Source organism: Modestobacter sp. SYSU DS0904, from assembly GCF_054051115.1.
Genome location: NZ_JBJHAQ010000004.1, coordinates 1 through 23557 on the forward strand (window position 1 = coordinate 1; position 23557 = coordinate 23557).

Consider the following 23557-nt stretch of genomic DNA (forward strand, 5'->3'; position numbering starts at 1 on the left):
CCCCCCCCCCCCCCCCCCCCCCCCCCCCCCCCCCCCCCCCCCCCCCCCCCCCCCCCCCCCCCCCCCCCCCCCCCCCCCCCCCCCCCCCCCCGGGAGGGTGCACCGGCGGCCCGGTGACGGATCGGCCGCCTTCTGGCAGACTCTCACCAGGTCGATCGTCCAGTTCGAGTCGACAGATCGACCAGATTGGCAGAGTGTCCACACTCTTCGGTCGAGCTTCGGTGACATCTGCCCCCGCGAGGCTCTGACACGGACCGGTTCGCACCACTAACTTCCAGATCATGCTCTCGACACTCTTGATCATCGCTGGCGTGGTCGTGGGGCTGCTCGTGCTGCTCGCCCTGATCGTGCGGCTCAGCGCCCGGCCGGAGACCCGTGGCCGGACGACCGCGGCCCGCACGCCGGGCTGGGTCGTCGACGCCGGGCAGCCGCACCCCGACGCCTGGTCCCCGCTGTCCCAGACCGGCACCCAGATCCGCGCCGTCCGCTGACCGGCGGGCACCCGCCCGCAGCCCTCCCCTCCGCGCCGCCGCTCCCGCCCCGGGTCCGGCGGCGCCGGCGTCCCGGCCCCCGGCGGGCCGTATCGTGGCCGCCGGCGGCGCGCACCCCAGCACTCTGGAGGACCCGATGGGAGCCCGGACCACCCGCGGGGGACGACGCCGCGCGTCCGCCGCCGCGGCCGTCGCCGCGCTGGTCCTGCTGCCGGGGTGCTCCGCCGACGACGCCGGGGCGGACGCGGAGACGACGAGCACCGCCGCCGCCACCGGCGCCCCGGGCTCGTTCCCGCTGCCCGAGGGCTGGCCGGCCGAGAGCGTGCCGGTGCCGCCGGGCGGCTCCACCGAGGACACCTCCGCCGCCGCGGACTCCCCGTCCTTCGTCGTCTTCGACGTGGGCGTGGAGGAGGCGATGGCGTTCTACCGCGAGGCGCTCCCCGCCGAGGGCTGGCAGCTGCTCACCGAGACCGCCGACCCCGTGGCGATCACCGCCGAGCACCGAGGCGTGCAGGTGCTCGTGCTCGGCTCCACCGACCCCGAGGTCGTCAGCGTGGTGCTCAGCCGCCCGGAGGGCTGAGCAGCGGCCGGTCGGCGGTCATCAGCTCCGCGGCGCGCTCGCCGAGCATCACCGCGGTGGCGGCCGGACCGCGGGAGGTCACCCGCGGCATCACCGAGGTGTCCACCACCCGCAGCCCCCGCACCCCGCGCACGCGCAGGTGCTGGTCCACCACCGCACCGGGGTCGTCGTCGGTCCCCATCCGGGCGGTCCCGGCCAGGTGGATGGCGGTCGCCAGGTGCCGGCGGGTCCAGCGGTCCAGCTCCCGGTCGTCGGCCAGCACGTCGTCGGGCAGGCCGGTCCGCTCACCCACCAGGGGGGCGAACGCCGCCGTCCGGAGCAGCTCGGCGGCCAGCCGCACCACCTCGCGCATCCGGCGCCGGTCGGACTCCTCGGTCAGGTACCGGTGCTCGATCCGGGGCTGCACGGTGGGATCGGCGCTGACCAGGCTGAGCCGGCCGCGGCTGTCCTCCTGCTGCAGCGCGACCGCCAGGAAGAGGTCCTCCCGCCGCCGGGCCTGGTCCAGCACCCGGTGCAGCGAGGCGCCGCGCAGCGCCCGCAGCGTGGTCACCGGCCGCTTCAGCGCCTCGGCGACCGGGGAGCCGGGGGCGCGGTCCAGCAGCACCCGGCTGAACGGCTTGAGCCAGGGCATCACCTCGAGGTCACCCGGGGTCGGGGAGCCCGCCGAGGTCGTGTGCAGCGCGCTGGACAGCGGGAGCAGCCCCCGCGGCGCGGAGAGCCGCTGCCGGGGCTGCCAGGTGACGTAGAGGTCGGGGTGGTCGGTGAACTCCGCACCCACCCCCGGCGCGTGCACCCGCACCGCCACGCCGGCCGCCCGCAGCTGGTCGGCCGGGCCGATGCCGGAGAGCATCAGCAGCTGCGGGGTGGCCACCGCGCCGGCGGCGAGCACCACCTCCTCGGCGTGCACCGCCCCGTGCTCGGTCTGCACCCCGATCGCCCGGTCGCCCGAGAACAGCACCCGGGTCACCCGGGTGCCGCACCGGACGGTGAGCGACGGTGAGCCGCGCCGCGGGGAGAGGTAGGCCATCGCGGTGTTCACCCGCACGCCGCCGGCGACGTTGACCGGCAGCGGCCCGTACCCGGGCGCGCCGTCGGCGTTCTTGTCCGGCTCGGCCGGATACCCCAGCTCGGCGCAGGCGGCGGGGAACGCCTCCGCGATCGGGTGCCGGGCCACCACCCGCCGCACCGGCATCGGGCCGCTCGAGCCGTGCGCGGGCGAGTCGGGGTGGTCTGCGTCGGTCTCCGAGCGCCGGAACGCCGGCAGCACCGCGTCGTAGGACCACAGGTCGTTGCCGTCGGCCGCCCAGCCGTCGAAGTCCGCCCGGGTGCCGCGGACGAAGTAGCAGCCGTTCACCGCGCTGGAGCCGCCCAGCACCCGGCCGCGGACCACCGGGTAGCTGACGTCCTCGGCCAGCTGCGCGGTGTAGGTCCAGTTGGCGGGGTGCCCGGGGGTGACCGCGCCCAGCACGGCGGCGTCGCGCAGGGCCGGCGGGAAGTCCGCCGGCTGCGGGTGGTCGGCGCCCGCCTCGAGCACCAGCACCCGCCGGCCGGCGTCGACCAGGCGGGCCGCCAGCGCGCACCCGGCCGAGCCGGCACCGACGACGACGACGTCCCAGTCGACGCCCGCCCCGCTGCCCCCGGATCCGGTCATGCCGCCGACGCTAGGCGACGCCGCCGCCCGGCGTCCTCAGGCCAGCCGCACCACGTCGTCCCCGGCGGGTTCGACGCGCCCCTCGCCGCGCAGCTTGGCCAGCGTGGCCCGGGTCGACTGGGCGGCGGCCGGCCACAACGCCCGGGGGACGGCCGCGTAGACCTCGGCGACCAGCTCGGCGACCGACCGGGGGCCGCCGGCCAGCGCCGCCAGCAGCTGCTCCTCCCGGTACGCCCGGTGGGCGAGGTAGTACGCCAGGACGGCGCCGGGGTCGACGGTCAGCTCGGGTCCATGTCCGCAGTAGAGGGCGGCCGGGCCCAGGTCGTGCAGCCGGCGCAGCGACGCCAGGTAGGCCAGCACGTCCCCCTCCGGGTGGCTGACCACCGACGTGCCCCGGCCGAGCACGGCATCCCCCACCAGCACCGCGCCGGAGTCCAGCCGGAACGCCAGGTGGTCGGCGGTGTGCCCCGGCGTGGGGACCACCCGCACCGTCGTGCCGGCCAGCCGCAGCCGCTCCCCCGGCGTCAGCACCCGCCCGCGCGGCCCGGCCACCGCCGGCGTCGCGGCCGCCACCGGCGCGTCGAAGTGCCGCCCCCACGGCCGCGCGGCCTCGGCGTGGTCGCCGTGGTGGTGGGTGACCAGCACCGCCACCACCCGGGCGTCCCGGGCGGCCAGCGCCGCGGTGACCGCGGTCAGGTGGGCGACGTCGTCGGGCCCCGGGTCGACCACGACCGCCTGCCCGCTGCCCGGCTCGCCCACCAGGTAGGTGTTGGTGCCGTCCAGCGTCATCGGCGAGGGGTTGGGCGCGAGCACCCGGGTCACCAGCGGCTCCGGCGCCGTGGTGCGGGGCAGCTCGCCGGGCGCGGGCAGCCCCCACCCGGTCCTCGGGTCCGGCGGGGCGGTCACCCCGGCACGCTAGCCCGCACGACGGCGCCGGTCAGCAGCCGGAGATCGCGATGCCCCGGGCGCGCAGCCACGGCACCGGGTCGACCTGGCCGCTGTAGAGCGATCCGCCGGGGTGCACCTCGAAGTGCAGGTGCGGTCCGGTCGACTGGCCCCGGTTGCCCACCTCGGCGATCCGCTCACCGACCCCGACCCGCTCGCCGGCGGCGACGAAGAACCGGTTCACGTGGCCGTAGACGGTCACCGCGCCGTCGTCCCCGCGGATGTAGACCGCCAGCCCGAAGCCGGTGGCGGGCCCCGCGCGGACCACCGTGCCGGTGGTCGCGGCGTAGATCGGCGTGCCGATCGGCGCGGCGATGTCCACCCCGAAGTGGGTCACGCCCCAGCGGGCCCCGTAGCAGCTGCTGGTGCGGCCGATGGCCGGGCGCACGTACCCGTGGCCGCCCGCGTCGCGGCCGGAGACCACCGACGAGCGGACCGCCGCCGCCTCGGCCTCGGCCGCCGCCCGGGCCGCGGCCGCGGCCTCCTCCTCCGCCCGCTTCTGCGCCTGCCACACCTCGAAGGCGTTGCGCTCACCCTGCAGCTGGAGCAGCCGCACCTGGGCGTCCTGCAGCTGCTGGTCCAGCGCGGCCTTCTGCGCCGCCACCTGGCCGACGGCGCTCTCCTGGGCGGCGAGCTGGGCCTCGGCCTCGAGCTTGGCCGCCGCCGCCTGCTCCTCGGCCGCCGCCGCCTGGTCGCGAGTGGTGCGGGCGGCGGCCTCCGCGGCCGCCTGCTGCGCCTCGGCGGCCTCGAGCGCTCCGAGCACGTCGAGCTGGTGGTCGGCGACGTACTGCAGCACCGCCGCCTTGCGCACCAGCTCGCCGGGGCCCTCGGCGTCCAGCAGCGCCGCGGCGCCGGTCAGCGAGCTGCCGTTCATGTAGGTGTCGCGGGAGAAGTCCGCGATCCGTCCCCGCGCGTCCGCCACCGCGGCGATGGCGGCCGCCAGCTCGAGCATCGCCTGGTCCGCCGCCGCCTGGGCGAGCTCGCGGGCCTCCTCGGCGGCCAGGTAGGCGGTGCCGGCCGCCTCGGCGAGGAACTGCACGCGCTCCAGCTCGGACTCGGCCGCTGCGACCAGGGCGGCGATCCGGCCGACCTCGGCGGCCGCCACCTCCTGGGCCGACCGGGCCTCGCCGAGCTGTTCGTCACTGGGGTTCACCGGCGCGGCCAGCGCCGGGCCCACCCCGGCGGTGAGCAGGGCCGGAGTCAGGGTGAGCAGGGTCAGGGCGAGCACGAGCAGCCGGGCCCGGGCACCGCTCGCCGGCCGGCGGCGCGCGGGAGCCGGCGGCGAGGCGCGGTGGAGGCGCAGTGGGTACTGCGGCATGGTCGCTCCCTGGGGAAGAGGGATGGACGTCGGGCCCAGCGAGGCTCGCACCAACACCACCCGTCACAAAGGCAACACGCGGCGCATGGATGACCGCCCCACAAGAACGCAACGTGACTGTTCGAGAGCGTCGAGTTGTCGACTTCGCGGCCCCGCGCCGGGATCCAGCACACCATGGAGCCGGATCTCCCGCCGCCCCCGGGCGCGTCGCGGCACCCCCTTGAGGACCGCCGGTCAGCCGCCTGCGGGGCGCCGCAGCTCCTCGGCGAGCTGGGTGAGCTCGTCACCGCCGGCCATCATCGTGGTCAGCTGCTCGGGGCTGACCTCGTCCTTCGCGAAGTCGCCCATGCTCCGGCCGCGGTTGAGCAGCAGGAACCGGTCGCCCACCGGATGGGCGTGATGCGGGTTGTGGGTGATGAAGACGACGCCGAGACCACGGTCGCGCGCCTGGGCGATGTAGCGCAGCACCACACCCGCCTGCTTGACCCCCAGCGCCGACGTCGGCTCGTCGAGGATCAGCACCCGCGCCCCGAAGTGCACGGCCCGGGCGATCGCCACCGACTGGCGCTCACCGCCGGAGAGGGTGCCCACCGGCTGCTCCGGGTCACGGATGTCGATGCCCATCGCGGCCAGCTCGCGCCGGGTGACCTCCTTGGCCGTCGCCCGGTCGAACCGGCGGAACGGCCCCCAGCCGACGGTGGGCTCCGAGCCGAGGAAGAAGTTCCGCCAGATCGACATCAGCGGGATCATCGCCAGGTCCTGGTAGACCGTGGCGATCCCGGCGTCCAGCGCGTCCCGGGGGGCCCCGAAGGTCACCGGGCGACCGTCCAGCAGCAGCTCGCCCCGGGTGGGCCGGTGCACGCCGGAGAGCACCTTGATCAGCGTGGACTTGCCCGCGCCGTTGTCGCCGAGGACGCAGGTCACCTCCCCGGCCCGCACGGTGGCGGAGATGTCGTCCAGCGCGATGACCGAACCGTGGTCCTTGCCGATGCCGCGCAGCTCGAGCAGCGGCGTCCCGTCCGCCGGGCGCTCCTGGGCCGGGCGCTCGTGGGCTGCGGTGCTCATCGCCGGGCCGCCTCGGCGTAGCGGCGCACCAGGCGGTTGCTGAGCACGGCCAGCAGCAGCATCGCGCCGAGGAAGAAGTAGAACCAGTCGGCGTCCCAGTTCAGGTAGACGATCCCCTGCTGGGTCATGCCGAAGACCAGGGCGCCCAGCGCCGCGCCGATCGCGGAGCCGAACCCACCGGTGAGCAGGCAGCCGCCGATCACCGCCGCCACGATGTAGATCAGCTCCTGCCCGGTGCCGGTGTTGGCCTGCACGGCGGTGAGCCGGACAGCGGTGATGGTGCCGACCAGCCAGCCCGCGGCCGCGGTGGTCATGAACAGCGCGATGGTGGTCCGCCGGGCGGGCACGCCCACGTTCCGGCTGGCGACGTCGTCCCCGCCGGTGGCGAACACCCAGTTGCCGAACCGGGTGCGCAGCAGCACCCAGCTGGCCACCGCGGTGACGCCCAGCCACCACAGCACCGCCACCCGGAACGGCTGCCCGAAGACGTCGATCGTGGAGGCGAACACCAGTTCTGCCAGGTGGTACCCGGGGGCGTCGGCCAGCCCGCGGACGATGACCGTGCCGGTGAACAGCTTGGTGAGCCCCAGGTTGAGGCCCTGCAGCATCAGGAAGGTGCCCAGCGTGATGATGAAGCTGGGCAGGCCGGTGCGGGTGACCAGCCAGCCGTTGAAGAAGCCGATCGCCAGCGCCACCACCAGGGCGACGCCGATGGCGACCCAGATGTTCAGCTCCAGCTGCACCGCGACGATGCCGACGGTCAGCGCACTGGTGCCGGTCATCACCCCGGCGGACAGGTCGAAGTGCCCGCCGATCATCAGCAGGGCGACCGCCACCGCCATGATGCCCAGCGTCGAGGCGACGTCGAGCCAGTTGGCGACGCCGCTCAGCGACCGGAAGACCTGCGACTGCGAGGCGAAGAACGCGAAGATCACCACCGCGCCGATCAGCGACCCGAGCTCGGGCTTGACCAGCAGCCGCCGCCACCAGCTGACGGCGGCGACGCGCTCGTCGACACGCGGCGGAGTGCCCGCCGGCGCCTCCTGCGCCACCCCCACGGACCCCTCCCTGCTCAGCGCGTGCCCTCCGCGGCGAGTTCGGCGATCTCGTCGACGTTGGTGGAGTCGACGATGCCCGGCCCGGTGAGCACCGGCTGCCCCCCGCCGACGGTGTTCAGGTTGTCGGCGTAGAGCTTGAGCATCACCACGGGCAGGTAGCCCTGCGCGTACTGCTGCTGGTCGACGGCGAAGGCGATCGAGCCGTCCTGGATCGCGGAGATCACGTCGCCGTTGAGGTCGAAGGTGGCGATCTCGGCATCGACGGAGGCGTCCGACGCCGCCGTCACGGCGACCGAGGCGACGGCCGAGTTCAGCGTGAGGACGGCGTCGATCGACGGGTCGGTCTGCAGCTGGGAGGTGATCGTCGACTGGGCGGTCTGCAGGTCGTTGATGTCGACCTGCAGCAGGCGGACGTCGCTGCCCAGCCCCTCGGAGGCGCCGGCGCACCGCTGCTCCAGGCCGATGTTGCCGGGCTCGTGGATCACGCACAGCACGTTCTGCGCGCCGTCGGCGGCCAGCCGCTGCCCCGCGCCCCGGCCGGCGATGAACTCGTCCTGGCCCACGTGGCCGATCGCGCCGAACTCGGCGGACCGGTCCGCACCGGAGTTGATCGTGACCACCGGGATGCCGGCGTCCGCGGCGGCGCGGATGGAGTCCTCCAGCGCGTCGGGGTTGGCCATCGACACCACGATGCCGTCGACCTCCTGGTTGACCGCGGCCTCGATCAGCTGCGACTGGCGCTGCGGGTCGCCGTCGCTCTGGTAGTCCACACCCACCCCCAGGTCGTCCCCGGCGGCCTCGGCGCCCTTCTGGACCACGTCCCAGAACGCGTCGCCCGCGGAGCCGTGCGTGACCACCGCGAAGCTGAGGTCGCCGTCCCCGCCGGAGGCGCCACCTCCGGAGGCGTCCGTCCCGCCGCCACCGGAGTTCTCGGTGGAGCAGGCAGCGAGCACCAGGGGTGCGGCCAGCGCGAGCGCCAGCAGCCGCGTGGATCGGGCCATGTGCGTGTCCTCCTGTGTCGCGGCAGCGCTGCTCCGCTGGGTGCTCCTCCGGCCGGCCCAGGACTCAGGCGAACCGGGACGAAGTGTGCGGCACCGGGGGAACCGGCGCTCGTCCTGGAGCGTTGATCATGCCTCCCCCTGCCGCCGGCTGCGCCGGCGACCTCCCCGCCGAGACCAGGTCGTTGCCGAGCCCAGGTCGTTGCCGAGCGCGGGGGCGCGGCGACGACGACCGGGGCCGGGCGGGGACGGCGCGCCTAGGCTCCGGCCGTGGACGTTCTCGGTTCCGGTCACGAACAGGTCGTCTTCTGCTCCGACCCCGGGTCGGGGTTGCGGGCGGTGATCGCCGTGTACTCCACGGCACTGGGGCCCGCCCTCGGCGGCACCCGCTTCTTCCCGTACGCCTCCGAGGAGGCCGCGGTCTCCGACGCGCTGGCCCTCTCCACGGCGATGGCCTACAAGAACAGCCTCGCCGGGCTGGACCTCGGCGGTGGCAAGGCGGTGATCATCGGAGATCCGCGCACCGGCAAGACCGAGGCGCTGCTGCGGGCTTACGGCCGGTTCGTGGAGAGCCTGGGCGGCCGCTACCTCACCGCCTGCGACGTCGGAACCCACAACGCCGACCTGGACGTCGTCGCCCGGGAGACCCGGTTCGCGCACGGCCGCTCGGAGGCCTTCGGTGGCTGCGGGGACTCCTCGGTGCTGACCGCCTTCGGCGTCTTCCAGGGCATGCGCGCGGCCGCGCAGCACCGCTGGGGCGCCCCGACGCTGGCCGGGCGCACCGTGGCGGTGGCCGGGGTGGGCAAGGTGGGCTCCCACCTGGTCGACCGGCTGGTCGCCGACGGCGCGTCGGTGGTGGTCGCCGACGTCGACCCGGCCGCGGTCGCGCGGGTGCGCAGCCGCCACCCCGACGTCGTCGCGGTGGCCGACACCGCCACCCTGGTGCGCACCCCGCACGACGTCTACGCGCCCTGCGCCCTCGGCGGTGCGCTGGACGACGAGACCGTCGCCGCCCTCCCCGCCGAGATCGTCTGCGGCGGCGCGAACAACCAGCTGGCCCACGAGGGCACGCCAGGGCTGCTGGCCGACCGCGGCATCCTCTACGCCCCCGACTACCTGGTGAACGCCGGCGGGGTGATCCAGGTGGAGGACGAGCGGCACGGCTTCTCCTTCGCCCGGGCCGAGTCGAAGACGACGACGATCTTCGACGTCGCCCTGCGGGTGTTCGCCGCAGCGGACGCCGACGGGGTCTCCCCCGCGGTGGCCGCCGACCGACTCGCCGAGGAGCGGATGAGGTCGGTGGGACGGCTGGCGACCATCCGCCTCCCCCACTGAACCCCGGTCCCAGGCCGTTCTGCGGGTGATCCCGGTCACCAGACGGTCGCCAGACCCCTCCAGATGAGGGGGCCGGGGATGCCGACGTGTGCCCGTGACCCATCCGTGTCGTAAGCTCGGTCAAGGACACAGTCACTCAGTCGGGGTCGCCACACGGGCCGTCCAGCCCAGTGCTGGGCGACCCGCACTCCGTCACGAGGGGGTCGAGCCAATGGGGCGCGGCCGAGCGAAGGCCAAGCAGACACGCGTGGCCCGTGAGCTCAAGTACAGCTCACCCAACACCGACCTCACAGCCCTCCAGCGCGAACTCGCTGGTCAGCCGTCGTCCTTCCCCAGCCGGGGAGCCAAGGACGACGACGACGATGAGGACGAGGGCTACGCCGATCGTTGGGCGTCGGACGAGGGGGATGACGACTGGGCAGCCAGTCGTTGACCCGCTGATCCGACAGTTCCGACAGCCGTTCGAACGCGAGGACACCGCCGGACCCCCTGGGACCGGCGGTGTCCTCGCGCGTTCCGGGCCGCTCTGCGGCTCACCCGAGTTCCTGCGGCCCCGGGCTCCGCACCGCCATCCTGCGCGTGGTGCGGAGCCCGGGGCCCTTCCTCAGCGGTAGTCGCCGCGGAGGGTGACCTCGGGGGCCGTCGTCGGGGATGCGGCCCCGGTCACCGTGCCGGCGACCCAGGACGGGACACCGCGCGCGGTCAGCACCGCGACCGCCCGGTCGGCGTGCTCCGCGGCGACGGCGGCGACCATGCCCACGCCGCAGTTGAACGCGCGCTCGGACTCCGCGCGCGGCACGCCGTGCTCCTCGAGCAGCCGCACCGCTGCCGGCAGCGCCCAGGTGCCGCGGTCGAGCTCGGCGGCCAGCCCGTCGGGGAGCACCCGGACGGTGTTGCCGGCCAGCCCGCCGCCGGTGATGTGCGCGTAGGCGTGCACGGTCTCCACCCCCAGCTCCTCGACCAGGGCCAGGCAGTCCCGGGCGTAGATGCGGGTCGGCTCCAGCAGCACGTCACCCAGCGGGCGGTCCAGCCCGGCGGGGGTGGCGGTGAGGTCGAGCCCGGCGCGGTCGACCACCCGGCGCACCAGTGAGTAGCCGTTGGAGTGGAAGCCCGAGGAGGCCATCGCGATCACCGCGTCACCGGCCCGGACCCGCTCGGGGCCGAGCACCGCGTCGGCCTCGACCACGCCGACCGCGGTGGCCGCCAGGTCGTACTCGTCGGCGTCCATCAGATCGCCGTGCTCGGCGGTCTCCCCACCGACCAGCGCCGCGCCGGCCTGCTGGCAGCCGGCCGCGATCCCGGTGACGATCGCGGCGATCCGCTCGGGGACCACCCGGCCGCAGGCGACGTAGTCCTGCAGGAACAACGGCTCCGCACCGCAGGCGACGAGGTCGTCGACGACCATCGCGACCAGGTCGATGCCGACGGTGTCGTGTCGGTCCAGCTGCCGGGCCAGCGCGATCTTGGTGCCGACGCCGTCGGTGGAGGAGGCCAGCAGCGGCTTGCGGTACTTCGCGGTGTCCAGGGCGAACAGCCCGGCGAACCCGCCGAGGCCGCCGACCACCTCGGGGCGGTTGGTCCGCTCCACGGCGGCGCGCATCAGCGTGACCGCCCGCTCGCCGGCGTCGATGTCGACGCCGGAGGCTGCGTAGGTGAACTCGCTCATGGCCGGGTCAGCGCGTCCTCGGCGCCACCGGGCACCGCGGGGCTGCCGGCCTGCTGCCCGGTCCAGCCCGACACGGCGGGGACGCCCTCGGTCATCGCCCGCCGGCCGATGCCCTCGAGCACGTGCTTGCCGAGCACCTCCGGCTCCCCCAGCGGGATCGGGTACTCGCCGGTGAAGCAGGCGGTGCACAGCCGGTTGGCCGGCTGCTCGGTGGCGGCGATCAGCCCCTGCTCGGAGACGTAGCCCAGCGAGTCGGCGTTGATCGAGGCGCGCACACCGTCGACGTCCAGGCCGTTGGCGACCAGCTCGGCCCGGCTGGCGAAGTCGATGCCGTAGAAGCACGGCCACTTCACCGGCGGCGAGGCGATCCGCACGTGCACCTCGAGTGCGCCGGCCTCGCGGAGCATCCGGATCAGCGCACGCTGGGTGTTGCCGCGGACGATCGAGTCGTCGACGACGACCAGCCGCTTGCCGCGGATGACGTCGCGCAGCGGGTTGAGCTTCAGCCGGATGCCCAGCTGCCGGATCGTCTGGCTGGGCTGGATGAAGGTGCGCCCCACGTAGGAGTTCTTCACCAGGCCCAGGCCGTAGGGGATGCCGGAGGCCTCCGCGTAGCCGACCGCGGCCGGGGTGCCGGACTCCGGCACCGGGATGACCAGGTCCGCCTCGACCGGGTGCTCCTTGGCCAGCCGACGGCCGATCTCCACCCGGGCGGCGTGCACGGTGCGGCCGGAGATCGTGGTGTCCGGGCGGGCGAGGTAGACGTACTCGAAGACGCAGCCCTTGGGCTGGGCGACGGCGAAGTGCTGGCTGCGCAGCCCGTCCTCGTCGATGGCGATGAGCTCACCGGGCTCGACCTCGCGCACGAACGACGCCCCGCAGATGTCCAGGGCAGCGGTCTCGCTGGCCACCACCCAGCCCCGCTCCAGGCGGCCGAGCACCAGCGGGCGCACGCCCTGCGGGTCGCGCGCGGCGTAGAGGGTGTGCTCGTCCATGAAGGTGAGGCTGAACGCGCCGCGCAGCCGCGGCAGCACCTCCATCGCGGCGGCCTCGACGGACACGTCGGGCTTCGCGGCGATCAGCGAGGTGATCAGGTCGGAGTCGGTGGTGGCGGCGAACGCCCCGGCCACACCCTCGTCGGCCGCGGCGCTGGCCAGCTCCGCGGTGTTCACCAGGTTGCCGTTGTGGCACAGCGCGAGCCCGGTGCCGGCACCGGTGGTGCGGAACGTGGGCTGGGCGTTCTCCCAGATGGAGGCCCCGGTCGTGGAGTACCGGGTGTGGCCGACGGCGATGTGGCCACGCAGGCTGCCCAGCGTGGCTTCGTCGAAGACCTGGCTCACCAGGCCCAGGTCCTTGTAGACCACGACGGAGGAGCCGTCGGACACCGCGATGCCGGCCGCCTCCTGACCGCGGTGCTGGAGGGCGTACAGGCCGAAGTAGGTCAGCTTCGCGACCTCCTCCCCCGGGGCCCAGACCCCGAAGACGCCACAGGCGTCCTGGGGACCAGGGGATTGGGGGTCGAGGTCGTGCGTCAGCCGTCCGTCACCGCGAGGCACCCGTCGAGCGTACCGGTGACGGGGGCCCCGCCGCGTCCCGCCCGGGTGGAGTGGGTCACCCGGGCGGGGGGACGACGTCGTCCGGAACGCCCAGCTCGGCGGCCGGAACGGCCGTTCGGCCCCGTCCTCCTCCCCCCGAGCCTGCGAGGGGCGAGGAGGACGGGGTCCTCCATCAGGCGATGTTGCCGACCTCGGCGCTGATCGTGGTGTCGTCGCCGTGCCCGGTGCGCACCACGGTGTCGCCGTGCAGGGTGAGCAGCCGGGCGCGGATCGAGGTCAGGATCGTCGGCTTGTCGCTGTAGGAGCGCCCGGTGGCCCCGGGACCGCCGCAGAACAGCGTGTCGCCGGTGAACACGGTGTGCAGGTCCGCGGCGTGCAGGCAGGTGCTGCCCGGGGAGTGCCCGGGGGTGTGCAGGGCCTCGAGCCGGGTGCCGGCGACGGTGAAGCGGGCGTGGTCGGCCAGCTCACGGTCCGGCTGCGCGTCGGGGTGGACCCCGCCCCCGTACACCTGGTCCCACAGCATCCGGTCCGCCGGGTGGAACCAGATCGGGGCGTCGACCGCCGCTCGCAGGTCGACCGCAGCGGTGATGTGGTCGTTGTGCCCGTGGGTGAGCACGATGGCGCGCACCTTCCGGCCGCCGATCGCCTCGACGATCGGCTCGGCGCGGTGCGGTGCGTCGATGACGACCACCTCGTCGTCGTCGCCGACCAGCCAGACGTTGTTGTCGACGTCGAAGTCCTGCCCGTCGAGGCTGAAGACACCGCTGATGACGGCCTTGTCGATGCGTGCGGTCACCGGGCTCACTTCCCGAGCACGACGACGGAGCGCAGCACGTCGCCGTGGTGCATCTTCTCGAAGGCCTGCTCCACGTCGCCCAGCCCGATCGTCTCGGTGACGAAGTCGTCCAGCGGGAAGCGCCCCTGCAGGTACAGGTCGACCAGCATCGGGAAGTCGCGGCTGGGCAGGCAGTCGCCGTACCAGGAGGACTTCAGTGCGCCGCCGCGGCCGAAGACCTCCAGCAGCGGCAGGGTGATCTCCATGTCCGGGCGCGGGACGCCGACCAGCACGACCCGGCCGGCCAGGTCGCGGGAGTAGAAGGCCTGCTCGAACACCGCCGGGTGGCCGACCGCGTCGATGGTGACGTCGGCACCGAAGCCACCGGTGAGGGACTTGATCGCCTCGACCGGGTCGGTCTCCTTGCTGTTGACCGCGTGGGTGGCGCCGAGCTTCTTCGCCCACTCCAGCTTCCGGTCGTCGATGTCGACGGCGATGATCGTCGTCGCCCCGGCGAGCTTGGCCCCGGCGATCGCGGCGTCGCCGACGCCGCCGCACCCGAACACGGCCACGCTCTCCCCGCGCTGGACCGCGCCGGTGTTGATCGCCGCGCCCACACCGGCCATGACGCCGCAGCCGAGCAGCCCGGCCGAGGTGGCCGGTGCCTGCGGGTCCACCTTGGTGCACTGCCCGGAGTGGACCAGCGTCTTGTCCGCGAAGGCGCCGATGCCCAGCGCGGCGGAGAGCTCGGTGCCGTCGGCCAGGGTCATCTTCTGCGCGGCGTTGTGGGTGTTGAAGCAGTACTGGAGCTGCCCCTTGCGGCAGGCACGGCACTCGCCGCAGACCGCCCGCCAGTTGAGCACCACGTAGTCGCCGACGGCGACGTTGGTGACGCCCTCACCCACGGCCGAGACGACCCCGGCGGCCTCGTGCCCCAGCAGGAACGGGAACTCGTCGTTGATCCCGCCCTCGCGGTAGTGCAGGTCGGTGTGGCAGACCCCGCAGGCCTGCACGTCCACGACCGCCTCGCCCGGACCCGGGTCGGGGACGATGATCGTCTCGATGGTGACCGGTGCACCCTTGCTGAGGGCGACGACGCCCTGGACCTCGTACGGCATGCCCTGACCCTAGGGCGGCGGCCGGATGCGCGCCGAACCGCCTCCCGTCCGCCGGGGCGCCCGCCCCGGCGCGGCGGCGACGGTGAGCGACCGCGCATGTCGACCAGTCGACGACTCGCGCTCCGACCTGCGAAATCGTGATCAGACACGCCGCCCCCACATCGGGTACTACGGCGGGCGAAAGACCGCCGGGCGTCGTACCGTCCCTGCGGTCGCGACGGAGGTCACAGGGAAGTGGCTCGCGCGGCTGGCTCGTCCGACCGGCCGCGCCGTCACGTCACCTCGGAGGTCGTTCCGTGGCAGTACCCAGCTTCCTCGCCCGGGAGCGCATCATCGCGAAGCCCGGGTTCAACCGGTGGCTCATCCCACCGGCGGCGCTGGCCGTGCACCTGTGCATCGGCCAGGCCTACGCGACCAGCGTCTACAAGGCCGCGCTCGTCTCGCACTTCGACTCGACGCTGACCGCGATCGGCATCATCTTCTCGATCGCCATCGTGATGCTCGGCCTCTCCGCCGCCGTCTTCGGCACCTGGGTCGACCGCAACGGCCCCCGTGCCGCCATGTTCACCGCCGCCTGCTTCTGGTCGGTCGGCTTCCTGGTGGGCGCCTTGGGCATCTCCACCGAGCAGCTGTGGCTGGTCTACCTCGGCTACGGCGTCATCGGCGGCATCGGCCTGGGCATCGGCTACATCTCGCCGGTCTCCACGCTGATCAAGTGGTTCCCGGACCGCCCGGGCCTGGCCACCGGCATGGCGATCATGGGCTTCGGTGGTGGCGCGCTCATCGCCTCGCCGCTGTCCCGCCAGCTGATGAACTGGTACGACCCGGCCTACGACGGCACCGCCGGCACCACCCCCAGCGGCGCCTCGGTCGCCGGCCTGTTCGTCACCCTGGGCCTGGTCTACCTGGTCTTCATGATGTTCGGCGCCTTCATCGTCCGCGTCCCCGCCGACGACTGGAAGCCGACCGGCTTCGACCCGAGCACCGTCAAGGCCAAGTCGCTGGTCACCACCGAGAGCGTGTCGGCGGGCAACGCGATCAAGACCCCGCAGTTCTGGCTGCTGTGGACCGTGCTGTTCTGCAACGTGACCGCCGGCATCGGCATCCTCGAGCAGGCCGCACCGATGATCCAGGACTTCTTCCGCAACGGTGAGACCTCCGCGGTCGCCGCCGCCGCCGCCGGCGGGTTCGTCGGGCTGCTCTCGCTGTTCAACATGGCTGGCCGGTTCGTGTGGTCCTCGACCTCGGACTACATCGGCCGCAAGGGCATCTACATGGTCTACCTCGGCGTCGGCCTGGTGCTGTACGTCCTGCTGGCCACCATCGGCAGCAGCGCCGTCTGGCTGTTCGTCGCGCTCGCCGCGATCATCATCAGCTTCTACGGCGGTGGCTTCGCGACCGTCCCGGCCTACCTGCGTGACCTCTTCGGCACCTACCAGGTCGGCGCCATCCACGGCCGGCTGCTGACCGCCTGGGCCGCCGCCGGCATCGCCGGCCCGCTGATCGTCAACGGTGTCCTGGACGCCCAGGGCACCCCGGGTCAGCTGACCGCCGCCGACTACCGGCCGGCGCTGTTCATCATGGTCGGCCTGCTCGCCGTCGGCTTCGTCGCCAACCTGATGGTGAAGCCGGTGGCCGACAAGTGGCACGAGCCGAAGGCCACCACCCCCGCCACCGCCCGCGCCAACCCCGATCGGAGCACCGCACGATGAGCGAGCAGCAGAGCAGCACGCCGACCGGTCTGGTCGCCTTCGCCTGGGCCCTGGTGGGCCTCCCGCTGGCCTACGGGCTGGTGCAGACCATCCGCACGGCCAGCACGCTGTTCACCGGCTGAGCCACCGCACGACCGCACCCAGCGCCCCTCCTGCCACTGGCAGGAGGGGCGCTGTCGTTGGGTGCCCTGCAGTTGATCATCGGCGAACGGCTGCCCCGGCCGGTGTGTCGAGCAGCCTCTCGCCGATGATCAACTCGGGATCGGTGGATCCGTCGGTCAGCGCAGGGGGCTCAACGGCAGGAACGCGTCGAGGTCGGCGCGGTTGCCGCTGGCGCTGACCTGGCCCGCGGCCACCGCCTCGGCCCAGCCGAGCTCCCCGGTGGCCAGCCGCAGCCAGGTGCCGGCGTCGGTCTCGATCACGTTGGGCGGGGTGCCGCGGGTGTGCCGGGGCCCCGGGACGCACTGCACGGCCACGAACGGCGGCACGCGCACCTCGACCGACCGGCCCGGCACCTGCTGGGCCAGCCAGCGTGCGGAGGTCTTCACCGCGGCTCCCAGCACCGCCCGTGCGGGCTGCTCGGCCTCCCCGGCCAGCCACGGGCGGACGGCGTCCACCGCGGCCCGCAGCTCCTCGGCCGGGATCGGCTGGGTCGCCGCCATCAGCTGGTCGGGACGGTCCCCGCGGGCACGGTGCCGACAGCGGTCTCCGGGCTGCCGAAGAGGGCCGGCAGCGTCCCGGTCCAGGCCTCCCGCAGCTCGGCCAGCGGCAGCTCCAGCAGGCCGTCCAGGACCAGCGCGTCGCCCCCCGTCGTCCCGAGCTCGGTGACGGCGACGCCGGCGGACTCCGCGGCGGCCCGAACGGCCGCCGGGTCGGCCGTGGTGACGACGACGCGGGCCACCGACTCGCTGAACAGCGCCGCCGTGGGGTCGCCGGCGACACTCAGCCGGGCGCCGGTGCCGTGGCGCAGCGCCGACTCGGTGAGCGCCTGCGCCAGCCCGCCGTCGGCGAGGTCGTGCGCGGAGCTGACCGCGCCCTCGGCCGCCAGCCGCACCATCAGCTCCCCGAGCGAGCGCTCGGCGGCGAGGTCCAGCCGCGGCGGCAGGCCACCGAGGTGCCCGTGCACGACCGATGCCCAGGCCGAGCCGCCGAACTCCGGCCGGGTCTCCCCCAGCAGCAGCACGGTCTCGCCGTCGGCCCGCCAGCCGGTGGGCACCCGACGGGTGACGTCGGCGTGCACGCCCAGCACGCCGATCACCGGCGTCGGGTTGATCGCCACGTCGCCGGTCTGGTTGTAGAGGCTCACGTTGCCGCCGGTGACCGGCAGCCCGAGCTCGCGGCAGCCGTCGGCCAGGCCGCGGACCGCCTCGGCGAACTGCCACATCACCTCGGGCTCCTCCGGGGAGCCGAAGTTCAGGCAGTTGGTGACCGCCAGCGGCGCGGCGCCGGAAACGGCGACGTTGCGGTAGGCCTCGGCCAGGTTCAGCTGCGCCCCGGTGTAGGGGTCCAGCCGGGCGTAGCGGGCGTTGCCGTCCAGCGCCAGCGCGATGCCCCGGTTGCTGTCCTCGTCGATCCGGATGACGCCGGCGTCCTCGGGCTGGGCGAGCACCGTGTTGCCGCGCACGTAGCGGTCGTACTGCTCGATGACCCAGCTCTTGTCCGCGCCGTCCGGGCTGGAGACGACGGCGAGCCAGTCGGCCCGCAGGTCGGCCGAGGCCGACGGCGGGACGTCGGCCTGCAGGGCGTCCAGGTCGACCGGGCGGGCCATCGGCCGCTCGTACACCGGGCCCTCGTGGGCGACGGTGCGCGGCGGGACGTCGACGATCCGCTGCCCGTGCCAGTCGATGACCAGCCGCTCGCCCTCGGTGACCTCACCGATGACGGTGGCCATCACCTCCCACTTGCGGCAGACGGCCAGGAAGGCCTCCACCTTGCCCGGCTCGACGATCGCGCACATCCGCTCCTGCGACTCGCTCATCAGGATCTCGGCGGGTGTGAGCGTGCTGTCGCGCAGCGGGACGGCGTCCAGGTCGATGTGCATGCCCCCGGTGCCGGCGCTGGCCAGCTCGCTGGTGGCGCAGGAGATCCCGGCCCCGCCCAGGTCCTGGATGCCGGTGACCAGGTCCTCGCGGAAGATCTCCAGGCAGGCCTCGATGAGCAGCTTCTCGGTGAACGGGTCGCCGACCTGGACGGCGGGCCGCTTGGCCGGGCCCTCCGCGTCGAAGGTCTCGCTCGCCAGCACCGAGACCCCGCCGATGCCGTCGCCACCGGTGCGGGCGCCGAAGAGCACCACCTTGTTGCCGACGCCCTCGGCCTTGGCCAGCCGGACGTCCTCGTGCCGCATCACGCCCACGCACAACGCGTTGACCAGCGGATTCCCGGCGTAGCAGTCGTCGAAGAGCAGCTCGCCGCCGATGTTGGGCAGGCCCAGGCAGTTGCCGTAGCCGCCCACCCCGGCGACGACGCCGGGCAGCACCCGGGCGGTGTCGGGGGCGTCGGCCCGGCCGAAGCGCAGCGAGTCCATGACGGCGACCGGCCGGGCGCCCATGGTCAGGATGTCGCGGACGATGCCGCCGACCCCGGTGGCCGCGCCCTGGTAGGGCTCCACGTAGCTGGGGTGGTTGTGCGACTCGACCTTGAAGGTGACCGCGTAGCCGTCGCCCACGTCGACGACGCCGGCGTTCTCGCCGATGCCGACCAGCAGGGCGTCGCTCGGCGGCAGGTCACCGAAGCGGCGCAGGTGCACCTTGGAGGACTTGTAGGAGCAGTGCTCGCTCCACATCACCGAGTACATGGCCAGCTCGGCGGTGGTGGGGCGGCGGTCCAGGATGTCCCGGATCCGCTGGTACTCCTCCGCACGGAGCCCCAGCTCGGCGTAGGGCTGCTGCTCCTCGGAGGTGCCCGCCGCCAGCTCGACGGTGTCCAGCCGGCCGGCCAGCCGGCCCGGGCCGGTGTCGAGCTCGGAGAGCCCGGCGGTGGCGCTCGCCTGCCCGGCGGTCGGGTCGGCGCTCACGCGGCCACCACCAGGGCGGTCAGCACGCTGGTGAAGAAGCCGAGGCCGTCGACCGACGGACCGGTGAGGTCCTCGACCGCGTGCTCGGGGTGCGGCATCAGGCCGACGACGCGGCCGTTCTCGCTGCACACGCCGGCGATGTCCCGGGAGCTGCCGTTCGGGTTGCCGTCGACGTAGCGGACGACCACCCGCCCCTCACCCTCCAGCCGGTCCAGGTCGGCCGGCGCGGCTACGTAGCGGCCCTCGCCGTTCTTCACCGGGACGACGATGCGCTGGCCCGCCGCGAACAACGACGTCCACGCGGTGTCGGCCCGCTCGATCAGCAGGCCCTGGTCGCGGTTGCGGAAGTGCAGGTGGCCGTTGCGGGTGAGCGCGCCGGGCAGCAGCCCCGCCTCGCACAGCACCTGGAAGCCGTTGCAGATGCCCAGCACCGGCAGGCCCCGACCGGCCGCCGCCACGACGTCCTGCATCAGCGGGGACCGGGCGGCGATGGCGCCGGCCCGCAGGTAGTCGCCGTAGGAGAAGCCGCCGGGCAGGACGACCGCGTCGACACCGGCCAGCTCGTGGTCGGCGTGCCAGAGGGAGACGGGCTCGGCGCCGGCGAGCCGCACCGCACGTGCGGCGTCGACGTCGTCCAGGGAGCCCGGGAAGGTGATGACACCGATGCGCACAGCGATTCTCTTTCCGGGGCTCACTCAGTCGGTCGGGAGGTGTAGCTCGACGTCTTCGATGACGGGGTTGGCCAGCAGCGTCTCGGCGATCTCGCGCAGCTCCGCCTCATCGGGTTCACCCTCGACCTCCAGGACGAAGTGCTTGCCCTGACGGACACTGCGGACACCGGAGTGTCCGAGCCGCCCGAGGGCGCCGAGCACGGCCTGCCCCTGCGGATCGGAGATCTCTGGCTTCAGGACGACGTCGACGACCACCTGGGGCACGTCCAGCAGGGTACCGGCACGCCGCCGGCGGCTTGCAGGAGCGCAGGTGACGGCCCCGCGGGAGCGCCGGCCGGGGTCCCCCGAACGGGTGGCGAGGTCTGCGCGCCGCGTTCACCGACGGTGCTCCCGCGCCGATGATGACCCCGACGTGACCGCCGTCCGGCGGTCACCGGAGGGACGCAACGGACTGGAGGCACCGACCGATGGTGGCGGGTACCCCGAACGTCGACTACCCGGCCGACGCCACCGCCCTGAGCGTCCTGCCGCTGGGTCAGGACGAGGCGCTGACCAGCCGGGTCCGGCGGAGCAGCGACTCGCTGCTCTACGTGGCCCACCCGCGCGACCCCCGCGGGGAGGGCGCCGAGTTCACGCCCCGGGACATGGTCGAGCTGTCCTGGCAGGGCGACGACGGCCTCCGGTCGATCCCCACCCAGACCGTCGGCGTCTCCAGCGACGGACTCTGGAAGCTGAAGATCACCGGCCCGGCCAGCCGGCTGCAGCGCCGGGACGCCGTCCGCGCCCCCATCGGGCTGCCGGTGTCCCTGGCCTGGGACCGGACCACCCTCACCGGCAGCACCATCGACCTGAGCGAGGGCGGGCTGCTCGCCGTCTTCCGCGGCTACGCCGACCTCGGGGTCGGCACCCCGTTCCCCAAGCGCGGCCAGACCATGACCCTGCGCCTGGACCTGTGGTCCGACGAGCTGATCACCGACGTCAGGATGGTGCGCCGCCGGCCGCGCCAGGACCAGCTGCACGAGTGGTCGCTGGCCTTCGTCGACCTCCCCGAGCCCGCCGCGGACCTGATCCGCTCGCACGTCTTCACCGCGCTGCGCAACGCCCGCGTGCGCGGCATCTCCACGTTGTACTGATCGCGATCCTCCGGATCGCACCGCGGCCAACGGCCGCCCCGACGGCCGTTGAGCCGCTTCGTGCGCTGCCGGCGGGAGCCTCCGGCCCCGCGCCGACATCCCACAGTCGGCCTCCCGGCCGACACCCTGGTCACCGCACGACGGCGGCTCCCCCGACCGTCCCGGACTGCCTGGGGTGCCTGGGGTGCCTCAGCAGAGGGGCTCTCAGGTGAACGGGTGGCCGGTGAGCTTCTCGTAGGCGGTGACGTAGCGCTCGCGGGTGGCGGCGACGACGTCGGCCGGCAGCTCCGGCGGCGGGGACACCCGGTCCCAGCCCGACGTGGTCAGCCAGTCGCGGACGAACTGCTTGTCGAACGAGGGCTGCGCCGCCCCCGGCGACCAAGTGATCGCCGGCCAGAACCGCGAGGAGTCGGGCGTGAGCACCTCGTCGCCGAGCACCAGGGTCTCCCCCGCCAGCCCGAACTCGAACTTGGTGTCGGCCAGCACGATGCCCGCGGCGTGCGCGATCTCCGCGCCCCGGGCGTAGAGCGCCAGGGTCAGCGAGCGCAGCGCCTCCGCCCGCTCGGCTCCGACGGCGTCGACCACCTGGGCGAAGCCGATCGCCTCGTCGTGCTCGCCCACCTCGGCCTTCGTCGACGGGGTGAAGACCGGCTCCGGCAGCTGCGAGCCCTCGACCAGGCCGGCCGGCAGCGGGACGTCGAGGATCGCCCCGGTGCGCTGGTACTCGACCGTCCCGGAGCCGGACAGGTAGCCGCGGGCCACGCACTCGACCGGCAGCATCTCCAGCCGGCGCACCAGCATCGACCGGCCGGCCAGCTCGGCGGGCACCCCCTCGGCGAGCAGGGCGTCGCCCGAGGCCAGCAGGTGGTGCTCGGCGCCGTGCTCGGCCAGCACCGGCGCGAGCTGCTCGAACCACCACACCGACAGCGCGGTCAGCACCCGACCCTTGTCCGGGATCGGGGTGGGGAGCACGTGGTCGTAGGCGGAGATCCGGTCGCTGGCGACCAGCAGCAGCCGGTCGTTCCCGACCGCGTAGACCTCGCGCACCTTCCCCCGCGCGACCAGCTCGAAGGGCGGGGTGGGCCGGGAGCCCGTCATGACAGGGCGGCGAGCCGGTCGAACAGCGGCCCCAGGTTCTGCACGTACTGCTCCGGCCGGCAGATCTCGTCCAGCCGCGCCTCGTCCAGCGCCACGCCGTCGGTCTCCGCCCGGGCCCGCAGCGTCGTCCGGAACGGGGTGCCGGTGTTCCAGGTCTCCATCGCGGCGGACTGCACCAGCGCGTAGGCCGCCTCCCGGGACAGCCCGCCCTCGACGAGTTCGAGCAGCACCGAGGAGGTGTAGATCAACCCACCGGTGGACTCCAGGTTGTCGCGCATCCGCTGGACGTCGACGACCAGGTTCTCCACCAGGCCCGCCGTCAGGTTCAGCAGGTAGTCGGTGGTGATCGCGGCGTCGGGCAGGAACACCCGCTCGGTGGAGGAGTGCGAGATGTCCCGCTCGTGCCACAGCGGGATGCCCTCCATCACCGGGACGATCGCCGCCCGCACGACCCGCGCGAGCCCCGCGATCCGCTCCGAGCGGATCGGGTTCTTCTTGTGCGGCATCGCCGAGGAGCCCTTCTGCCCCGACCCGAACGCCTCGGACAGCTCCCGCACCTCGGTGCGCTGGCCGTGCCGCACCTCCAGCGCAATCGCCTCGCAGACGGTGGCGATGATGCCCAGCGCGGAGACCCACTCGCTGATCCCGTCGCGCAGCACCACCTGGGTGGACGCGTCCGCGGCGCGCAGCTGCAGCGCCTCGGCCACGGTCACCTCGACCGACGGGTCGATGAGGGAGTACGTGCCGACGGCGCCGGAGATGGCGACGACGCCCACCGACTCCCGCGCGCGGCGCAGCCGGTCCCGGGACCGGGCCATCGCGAAGGCGAGGTCGGCGACCCGGTGGCCCCACACGTCGGGCTCGGCGTGCACGCCGTGCGTGCGCCCCACCTTGACGGTGTCCCGGTGCGCCAGTCCGTGGTCGCGCAGCGCCGCGACCAGCCGGTCGGCCTTGGCCAGCAGCACGTCGGTGGCGTCGGTGAGCTGCACGGCCAGCGCCGTGTCCAGCAGGTCCGACGACGTCATGCCGTGGTGCACGTACGCCGCGGCCGACCGCGGCTCGGTGTTGTCGGCCCACGCGGTGAGGAAGGCGATGACGTCGTGCTGCGTCGTCTCCTCGATCTCCGCGACCCGGGCGGCGGACGGCGGCGGCGCGTTGCGCACGGGCTCGACGACGTCGGCGGGCACCCGGCCGGCCGCGGCGTGCGCCTCGAGCACGAGCGTCTCGACCCGGCACCAGAGCTCGTACTTGTGCTCGTCACTCCAGACCCGGCCCATCTCGGGCAGGGTGTAGCGGTCGATCATGCGGGCACCGCGCGGAACTGGTCAGCAGGTCGTGGCACGGTGACATCCTCCCGCACCGGCCTGCCGGCCC

23 protein-coding genes are annotated in these 23557 nt (G+C 74.0%); 7 read left to right on the forward strand and 16 right to left on the reverse strand.

All coding sequences use genetic code 11. The annotated features are described in order from the left end of the window. Positions 1 to 281 precede the first annotated feature (281 nt). Positions 282 to 491 carry a hypothetical protein gene (locus ACI79U_RS03540; RefSeq protein WP_457072248.1) on the forward strand — a complete coding sequence of 70 codons (210 nt, stop codon included), beginning with the start codon at positions 282 to 284 and terminating at the stop codon, positions 489 to 491. A gap of 136 nt (positions 492 to 627) precedes the next feature. Continuing rightward, the gene (locus ACI79U_RS03545; protein ID WP_457072250.1) at positions 628 to 1071 is read left to right on the forward strand and encodes a hypothetical protein; all 444 of its coding nucleotides are present in this window, start codon (positions 628 to 630) and stop codon (positions 1069 to 1071) included. Here ACI79U_RS03545 and mftG read toward each other — a convergent pair. The 6 genes from mftG to ACI79U_RS03575 form a co-directional block, all read right to left on the reverse strand. Beyond that, a complete protein-coding gene (gene mftG / locus ACI79U_RS03550; protein ID WP_457072252.1) occupies positions 1052 to 2722 on the reverse strand; it encodes a mycofactocin dehydrogenase MftG in 1671 nt (556 codons plus the stop codon). The two genes, ACI79U_RS03545 and mftG, sit on opposite strands and share 20 nt — an antisense overlap. A gap of 36 nt (positions 2723 to 2758) precedes the next feature. Then, a complete protein-coding gene (locus tag ACI79U_RS03555; protein WP_457072254.1) occupies positions 2759 to 3628 on the reverse strand; it encodes an MBL fold metallo-hydrolase in 870 nt (289 codons plus the stop codon). Positions 3629 to 3659: 31 nt separating this feature from the next. Further along, on the reverse strand, positions 3660 to 4985 hold the full coding sequence (locus ACI79U_RS03560; protein WP_457072256.1) for a M23 family metallopeptidase: 1326 nt from the start codon (positions 4983 to 4985) through the stop codon (positions 3660 to 3662). 234 nt (positions 4986 to 5219) lie between these two features. Beyond that, positions 5220 to 6050 carry an ATP-binding cassette domain-containing protein gene (locus tag ACI79U_RS03565; RefSeq protein WP_457072258.1) on the reverse strand — a complete coding sequence of 277 codons (831 nt, stop codon included), beginning with the start codon at positions 6048 to 6050 and terminating at the stop codon, positions 5220 to 5222. Further along, positions 6047 to 7108 carry an ABC transporter permease gene (locus ACI79U_RS03570; RefSeq protein WP_457072261.1) on the reverse strand — a complete coding sequence of 354 codons (1062 nt, stop codon included), beginning with the start codon at positions 7106 to 7108 and terminating at the stop codon, positions 6047 to 6049. Before ACI79U_RS03570 ends, ACI79U_RS03565 begins: the two co-directional genes overlap by 4 nt. A 14-nt stretch (positions 7109 to 7122) precedes the next feature. Then, on the reverse strand, positions 7123 to 8109 hold the full coding sequence (locus ACI79U_RS03575; protein WP_457072263.1) for a sugar ABC transporter substrate-binding protein: 987 nt from the start codon (positions 8107 to 8109) through the stop codon (positions 7123 to 7125). Between the two features lie 267 nt (positions 8110 to 8376). Here ACI79U_RS03575 and ACI79U_RS03580 point away from each other — a divergent pair, with 267 nt between their 5' ends. Next, positions 8377 to 9441: a Glu/Leu/Phe/Val family dehydrogenase gene (locus ACI79U_RS03580; protein WP_457072265.1), complete on the forward strand. Its 1065-nt coding sequence runs from the start codon at positions 8377 to 8379 to the stop codon at positions 9439 to 9441. Between the two features lie 211 nt (positions 9442 to 9652). Then, positions 9653 to 9874 (forward strand): DUF3073 domain-containing protein, encoded by a 222-nt coding sequence (locus ACI79U_RS03585; RefSeq protein ID WP_457072267.1) that lies wholly within the window; start codon positions 9653 to 9655, stop codon positions 9872 to 9874. Positions 9875 to 10045: 171 nt separating this feature from the next. Here the strand turns inward: ACI79U_RS03585 and purM are convergent, their stop codons facing one another. The 4 genes from purM to ACI79U_RS03605 all read right to left on the reverse strand — a co-directional run bounded on the left by purM (position 10046) and on the right by ACI79U_RS03605 (position 14556). Continuing rightward, positions 10046 to 11107 (reverse strand): phosphoribosylformylglycinamidine cyclo-ligase, encoded by a 1062-nt coding sequence (purM, locus tag ACI79U_RS03590; protein WP_457065875.1) that lies wholly within the window; start codon positions 11105 to 11107, stop codon positions 10046 to 10048. After that, positions 11104 to 12663: an amidophosphoribosyltransferase gene (gene purF / locus ACI79U_RS03595; protein WP_457065873.1), complete on the reverse strand. Its 1560-nt coding sequence runs from the start codon at positions 12661 to 12663 to the stop codon at positions 11104 to 11106. The genes purM and purF overlap by 4 nt, the downstream gene beginning before the upstream one ends. Before the next feature lie 172 nt (positions 12664 to 12835). Further along, positions 12836 to 13459 carry an MBL fold metallo-hydrolase gene (locus ACI79U_RS03600; RefSeq protein ID WP_457065871.1) on the reverse strand — a complete coding sequence of 208 codons (624 nt, stop codon included), beginning with the start codon at positions 13457 to 13459 and terminating at the stop codon, positions 12836 to 12838. Between the two features lie 5 nt (positions 13460 to 13464). Next, entirely contained in the window at positions 13465 to 14556 is a 1092-nt protein-coding gene (locus ACI79U_RS03605) for an S-(hydroxymethyl)mycothiol dehydrogenase (protein WP_457065869.1), read from the reverse strand. Between the two features lie 296 nt (positions 14557 to 14852). Between ACI79U_RS03605 and ACI79U_RS03610 the strand changes: the two genes are divergently transcribed. Together ACI79U_RS03610 and ACI79U_RS03615 are read left to right on the forward strand one after the other, a co-directional pair. Then, positions 14853 to 16268, forward strand: coding sequence for an OFA family MFS transporter (locus tag ACI79U_RS03610; RefSeq protein ID WP_457065867.1), 1416 nt, complete (start codon positions 14853 to 14855; stop codon positions 16266 to 16268). Beyond that, positions 16265 to 16390 carry an MFS transporter small subunit gene (locus ACI79U_RS03615; RefSeq protein WP_457065864.1) on the forward strand — a complete coding sequence of 42 codons (126 nt, stop codon included), beginning with the start codon at positions 16265 to 16267 and terminating at the stop codon, positions 16388 to 16390. The genes ACI79U_RS03610 and ACI79U_RS03615 overlap by 4 nt, the downstream gene beginning before the upstream one ends. Positions 16391 to 16546: 156 nt before the next feature. On the opposite strand, the gene ACI79U_RS03620 is transcribed toward ACI79U_RS03615, so the two are convergent. From ACI79U_RS03620 to purS, 4 genes are read right to left on the reverse strand one after another with little or no spacing between them, the layout of a single operon-like run. Further along, the gene (locus tag ACI79U_RS03620) at positions 16547 to 16930 is read right to left on the reverse strand and encodes a sterol carrier family protein (protein WP_457065862.1); all 384 of its coding nucleotides are present in this window, start codon (positions 16928 to 16930) and stop codon (positions 16547 to 16549) included. After that, positions 16930 to 19281, reverse strand: coding sequence for a phosphoribosylformylglycinamidine synthase subunit PurL (gene purL / locus ACI79U_RS03625; protein WP_457065860.1), 2352 nt, complete (start codon positions 19279 to 19281; stop codon positions 16930 to 16932). Before purL ends, ACI79U_RS03620 begins: the two co-directional genes overlap by 1 nt. Continuing rightward, on the reverse strand, positions 19278 to 19952 hold the full coding sequence (gene purQ / locus ACI79U_RS03630; protein ID WP_457065858.1) for a phosphoribosylformylglycinamidine synthase subunit PurQ: 675 nt from the start codon (positions 19950 to 19952) through the stop codon (positions 19278 to 19280). The genes purL and purQ overlap by 4 nt, the downstream gene beginning before the upstream one ends. Positions 19953 to 19976: 24 nt before the next feature. Further along, a complete protein-coding gene (gene purS, locus ACI79U_RS03635) occupies positions 19977 to 20216 on the reverse strand; it encodes a phosphoribosylformylglycinamidine synthase subunit PurS (RefSeq protein WP_457065856.1) in 240 nt (79 codons plus the stop codon). A 203-nt stretch (positions 20217 to 20419) separates the two neighbouring features. On the opposite strand from purS, the gene ACI79U_RS03640 reads away from it, so the two are divergent. Next, positions 20420 to 21085: a flagellar brake protein gene (locus tag ACI79U_RS03640; RefSeq protein ID WP_457065854.1), complete on the forward strand. Its 666-nt coding sequence runs from the start codon at positions 20420 to 20422 to the stop codon at positions 21083 to 21085. 204 nt (positions 21086 to 21289) lie between these two features. Here ACI79U_RS03640 and ACI79U_RS03645 read toward each other — a convergent pair whose 3' ends face one another. Both ACI79U_RS03645 and purB read right to left on the reverse strand, forming a co-directional pair. After that, complete coding sequence (locus ACI79U_RS03645; RefSeq protein WP_457065852.1) at positions 21290 to 22183, reverse strand: phosphoribosylaminoimidazolesuccinocarboxamide synthase; 894 nt, start codon at positions 22181 to 22183, stop codon at positions 21290 to 21292. Next, on the reverse strand, positions 22180 to 23487 hold the full coding sequence (gene purB, locus ACI79U_RS03650) for an adenylosuccinate lyase (RefSeq protein ID WP_457065850.1): 1308 nt from the start codon (positions 23485 to 23487) through the stop codon (positions 22180 to 22182). Before purB ends, ACI79U_RS03645 begins: the two co-directional genes overlap by 4 nt. Positions 23488 to 23557 lie beyond the last annotated feature (70 nt).

What these genes read in the sequence shown, in the direction of transcription:
- ACI79U_RS03565 (WP_457072258.1), bottom strand. Translation starts at nt 6,050, where the DNA reads ATGAGCACCGCAGCCCACGAGCGCCCGGCCCAGGAGCGCCCGGCGGAC.
- ACI79U_RS03560 (WP_457072256.1), bottom strand. Translation starts at nt 4,985, where the DNA reads ATGCCGCAGTACCCACTGCGCCTCCACCGCGCCTCGCCGCCGGCTCCC.
- ACI79U_RS03620 (WP_457065862.1), bottom strand. Translation starts at nt 16,930, where the DNA reads ATGGCGGCGACCCAGCCGATCCCGGCCGAGGAGCTGCGGGCCGCGGTG.
- ACI79U_RS03640 (WP_457065854.1), top strand. Translation starts at nt 20,420, where the DNA reads ATGGTGGCGGGTACCCCGAACGTCGACTACCCGGCCGACGCCACCGCC.
- purM (WP_457065875.1), bottom strand. Translation starts at nt 11,107, where the DNA reads ATGAGCGAGTTCACCTACGCAGCCTCCGGCGTCGACATCGACGCCGGC.
- ACI79U_RS03585 (WP_457072267.1), top strand. Translation starts at nt 9,653, where the DNA reads ATGGGGCGCGGCCGAGCGAAGGCCAAGCAGACACGCGTGGCCCGTGAG.
- mftG (WP_457072252.1), bottom strand. Translation starts at nt 2,722, where the DNA reads ATGACCGGATCCGGGGGCAGCGGGGCGGGCGTCGACTGGGACGTCGTC.
- ACI79U_RS03575 (WP_457072263.1), bottom strand. Translation starts at nt 8,109, where the DNA reads ATGGCCCGATCCACGCGGCTGCTGGCGCTCGCGCTGGCCGCACCCCTG.
- ACI79U_RS03540 (WP_457072248.1), top strand. Translation starts at nt 282, where the DNA reads ATGCTCTCGACACTCTTGATCATCGCTGGCGTGGTCGTGGGGCTGCTC.
- ACI79U_RS03545 (WP_457072250.1), top strand. Translation starts at nt 628, where the DNA reads ATGGGAGCCCGGACCACCCGCGGGGGACGACGCCGCGCGTCCGCCGCC.
- purB (WP_457065850.1), bottom strand. Translation starts at nt 23,487, where the DNA reads ATGATCGACCGCTACACCCTGCCCGAGATGGGCCGGGTCTGGAGTGAC.
- ACI79U_RS03615 (WP_457065864.1), top strand. Translation starts at nt 16,265, where the DNA reads ATGAGCGAGCAGCAGAGCAGCACGCCGACCGGTCTGGTCGCCTTCGCC.
- ACI79U_RS03605 (WP_457065869.1), bottom strand. Translation starts at nt 14,556, where the DNA reads ATGCCGTACGAGGTCCAGGGCGTCGTCGCCCTCAGCAAGGGTGCACCG.
- ACI79U_RS03645 (WP_457065852.1), bottom strand. Translation starts at nt 22,183, where the DNA reads ATGACGGGCTCCCGGCCCACCCCGCCCTTCGAGCTGGTCGCGCGGGGG.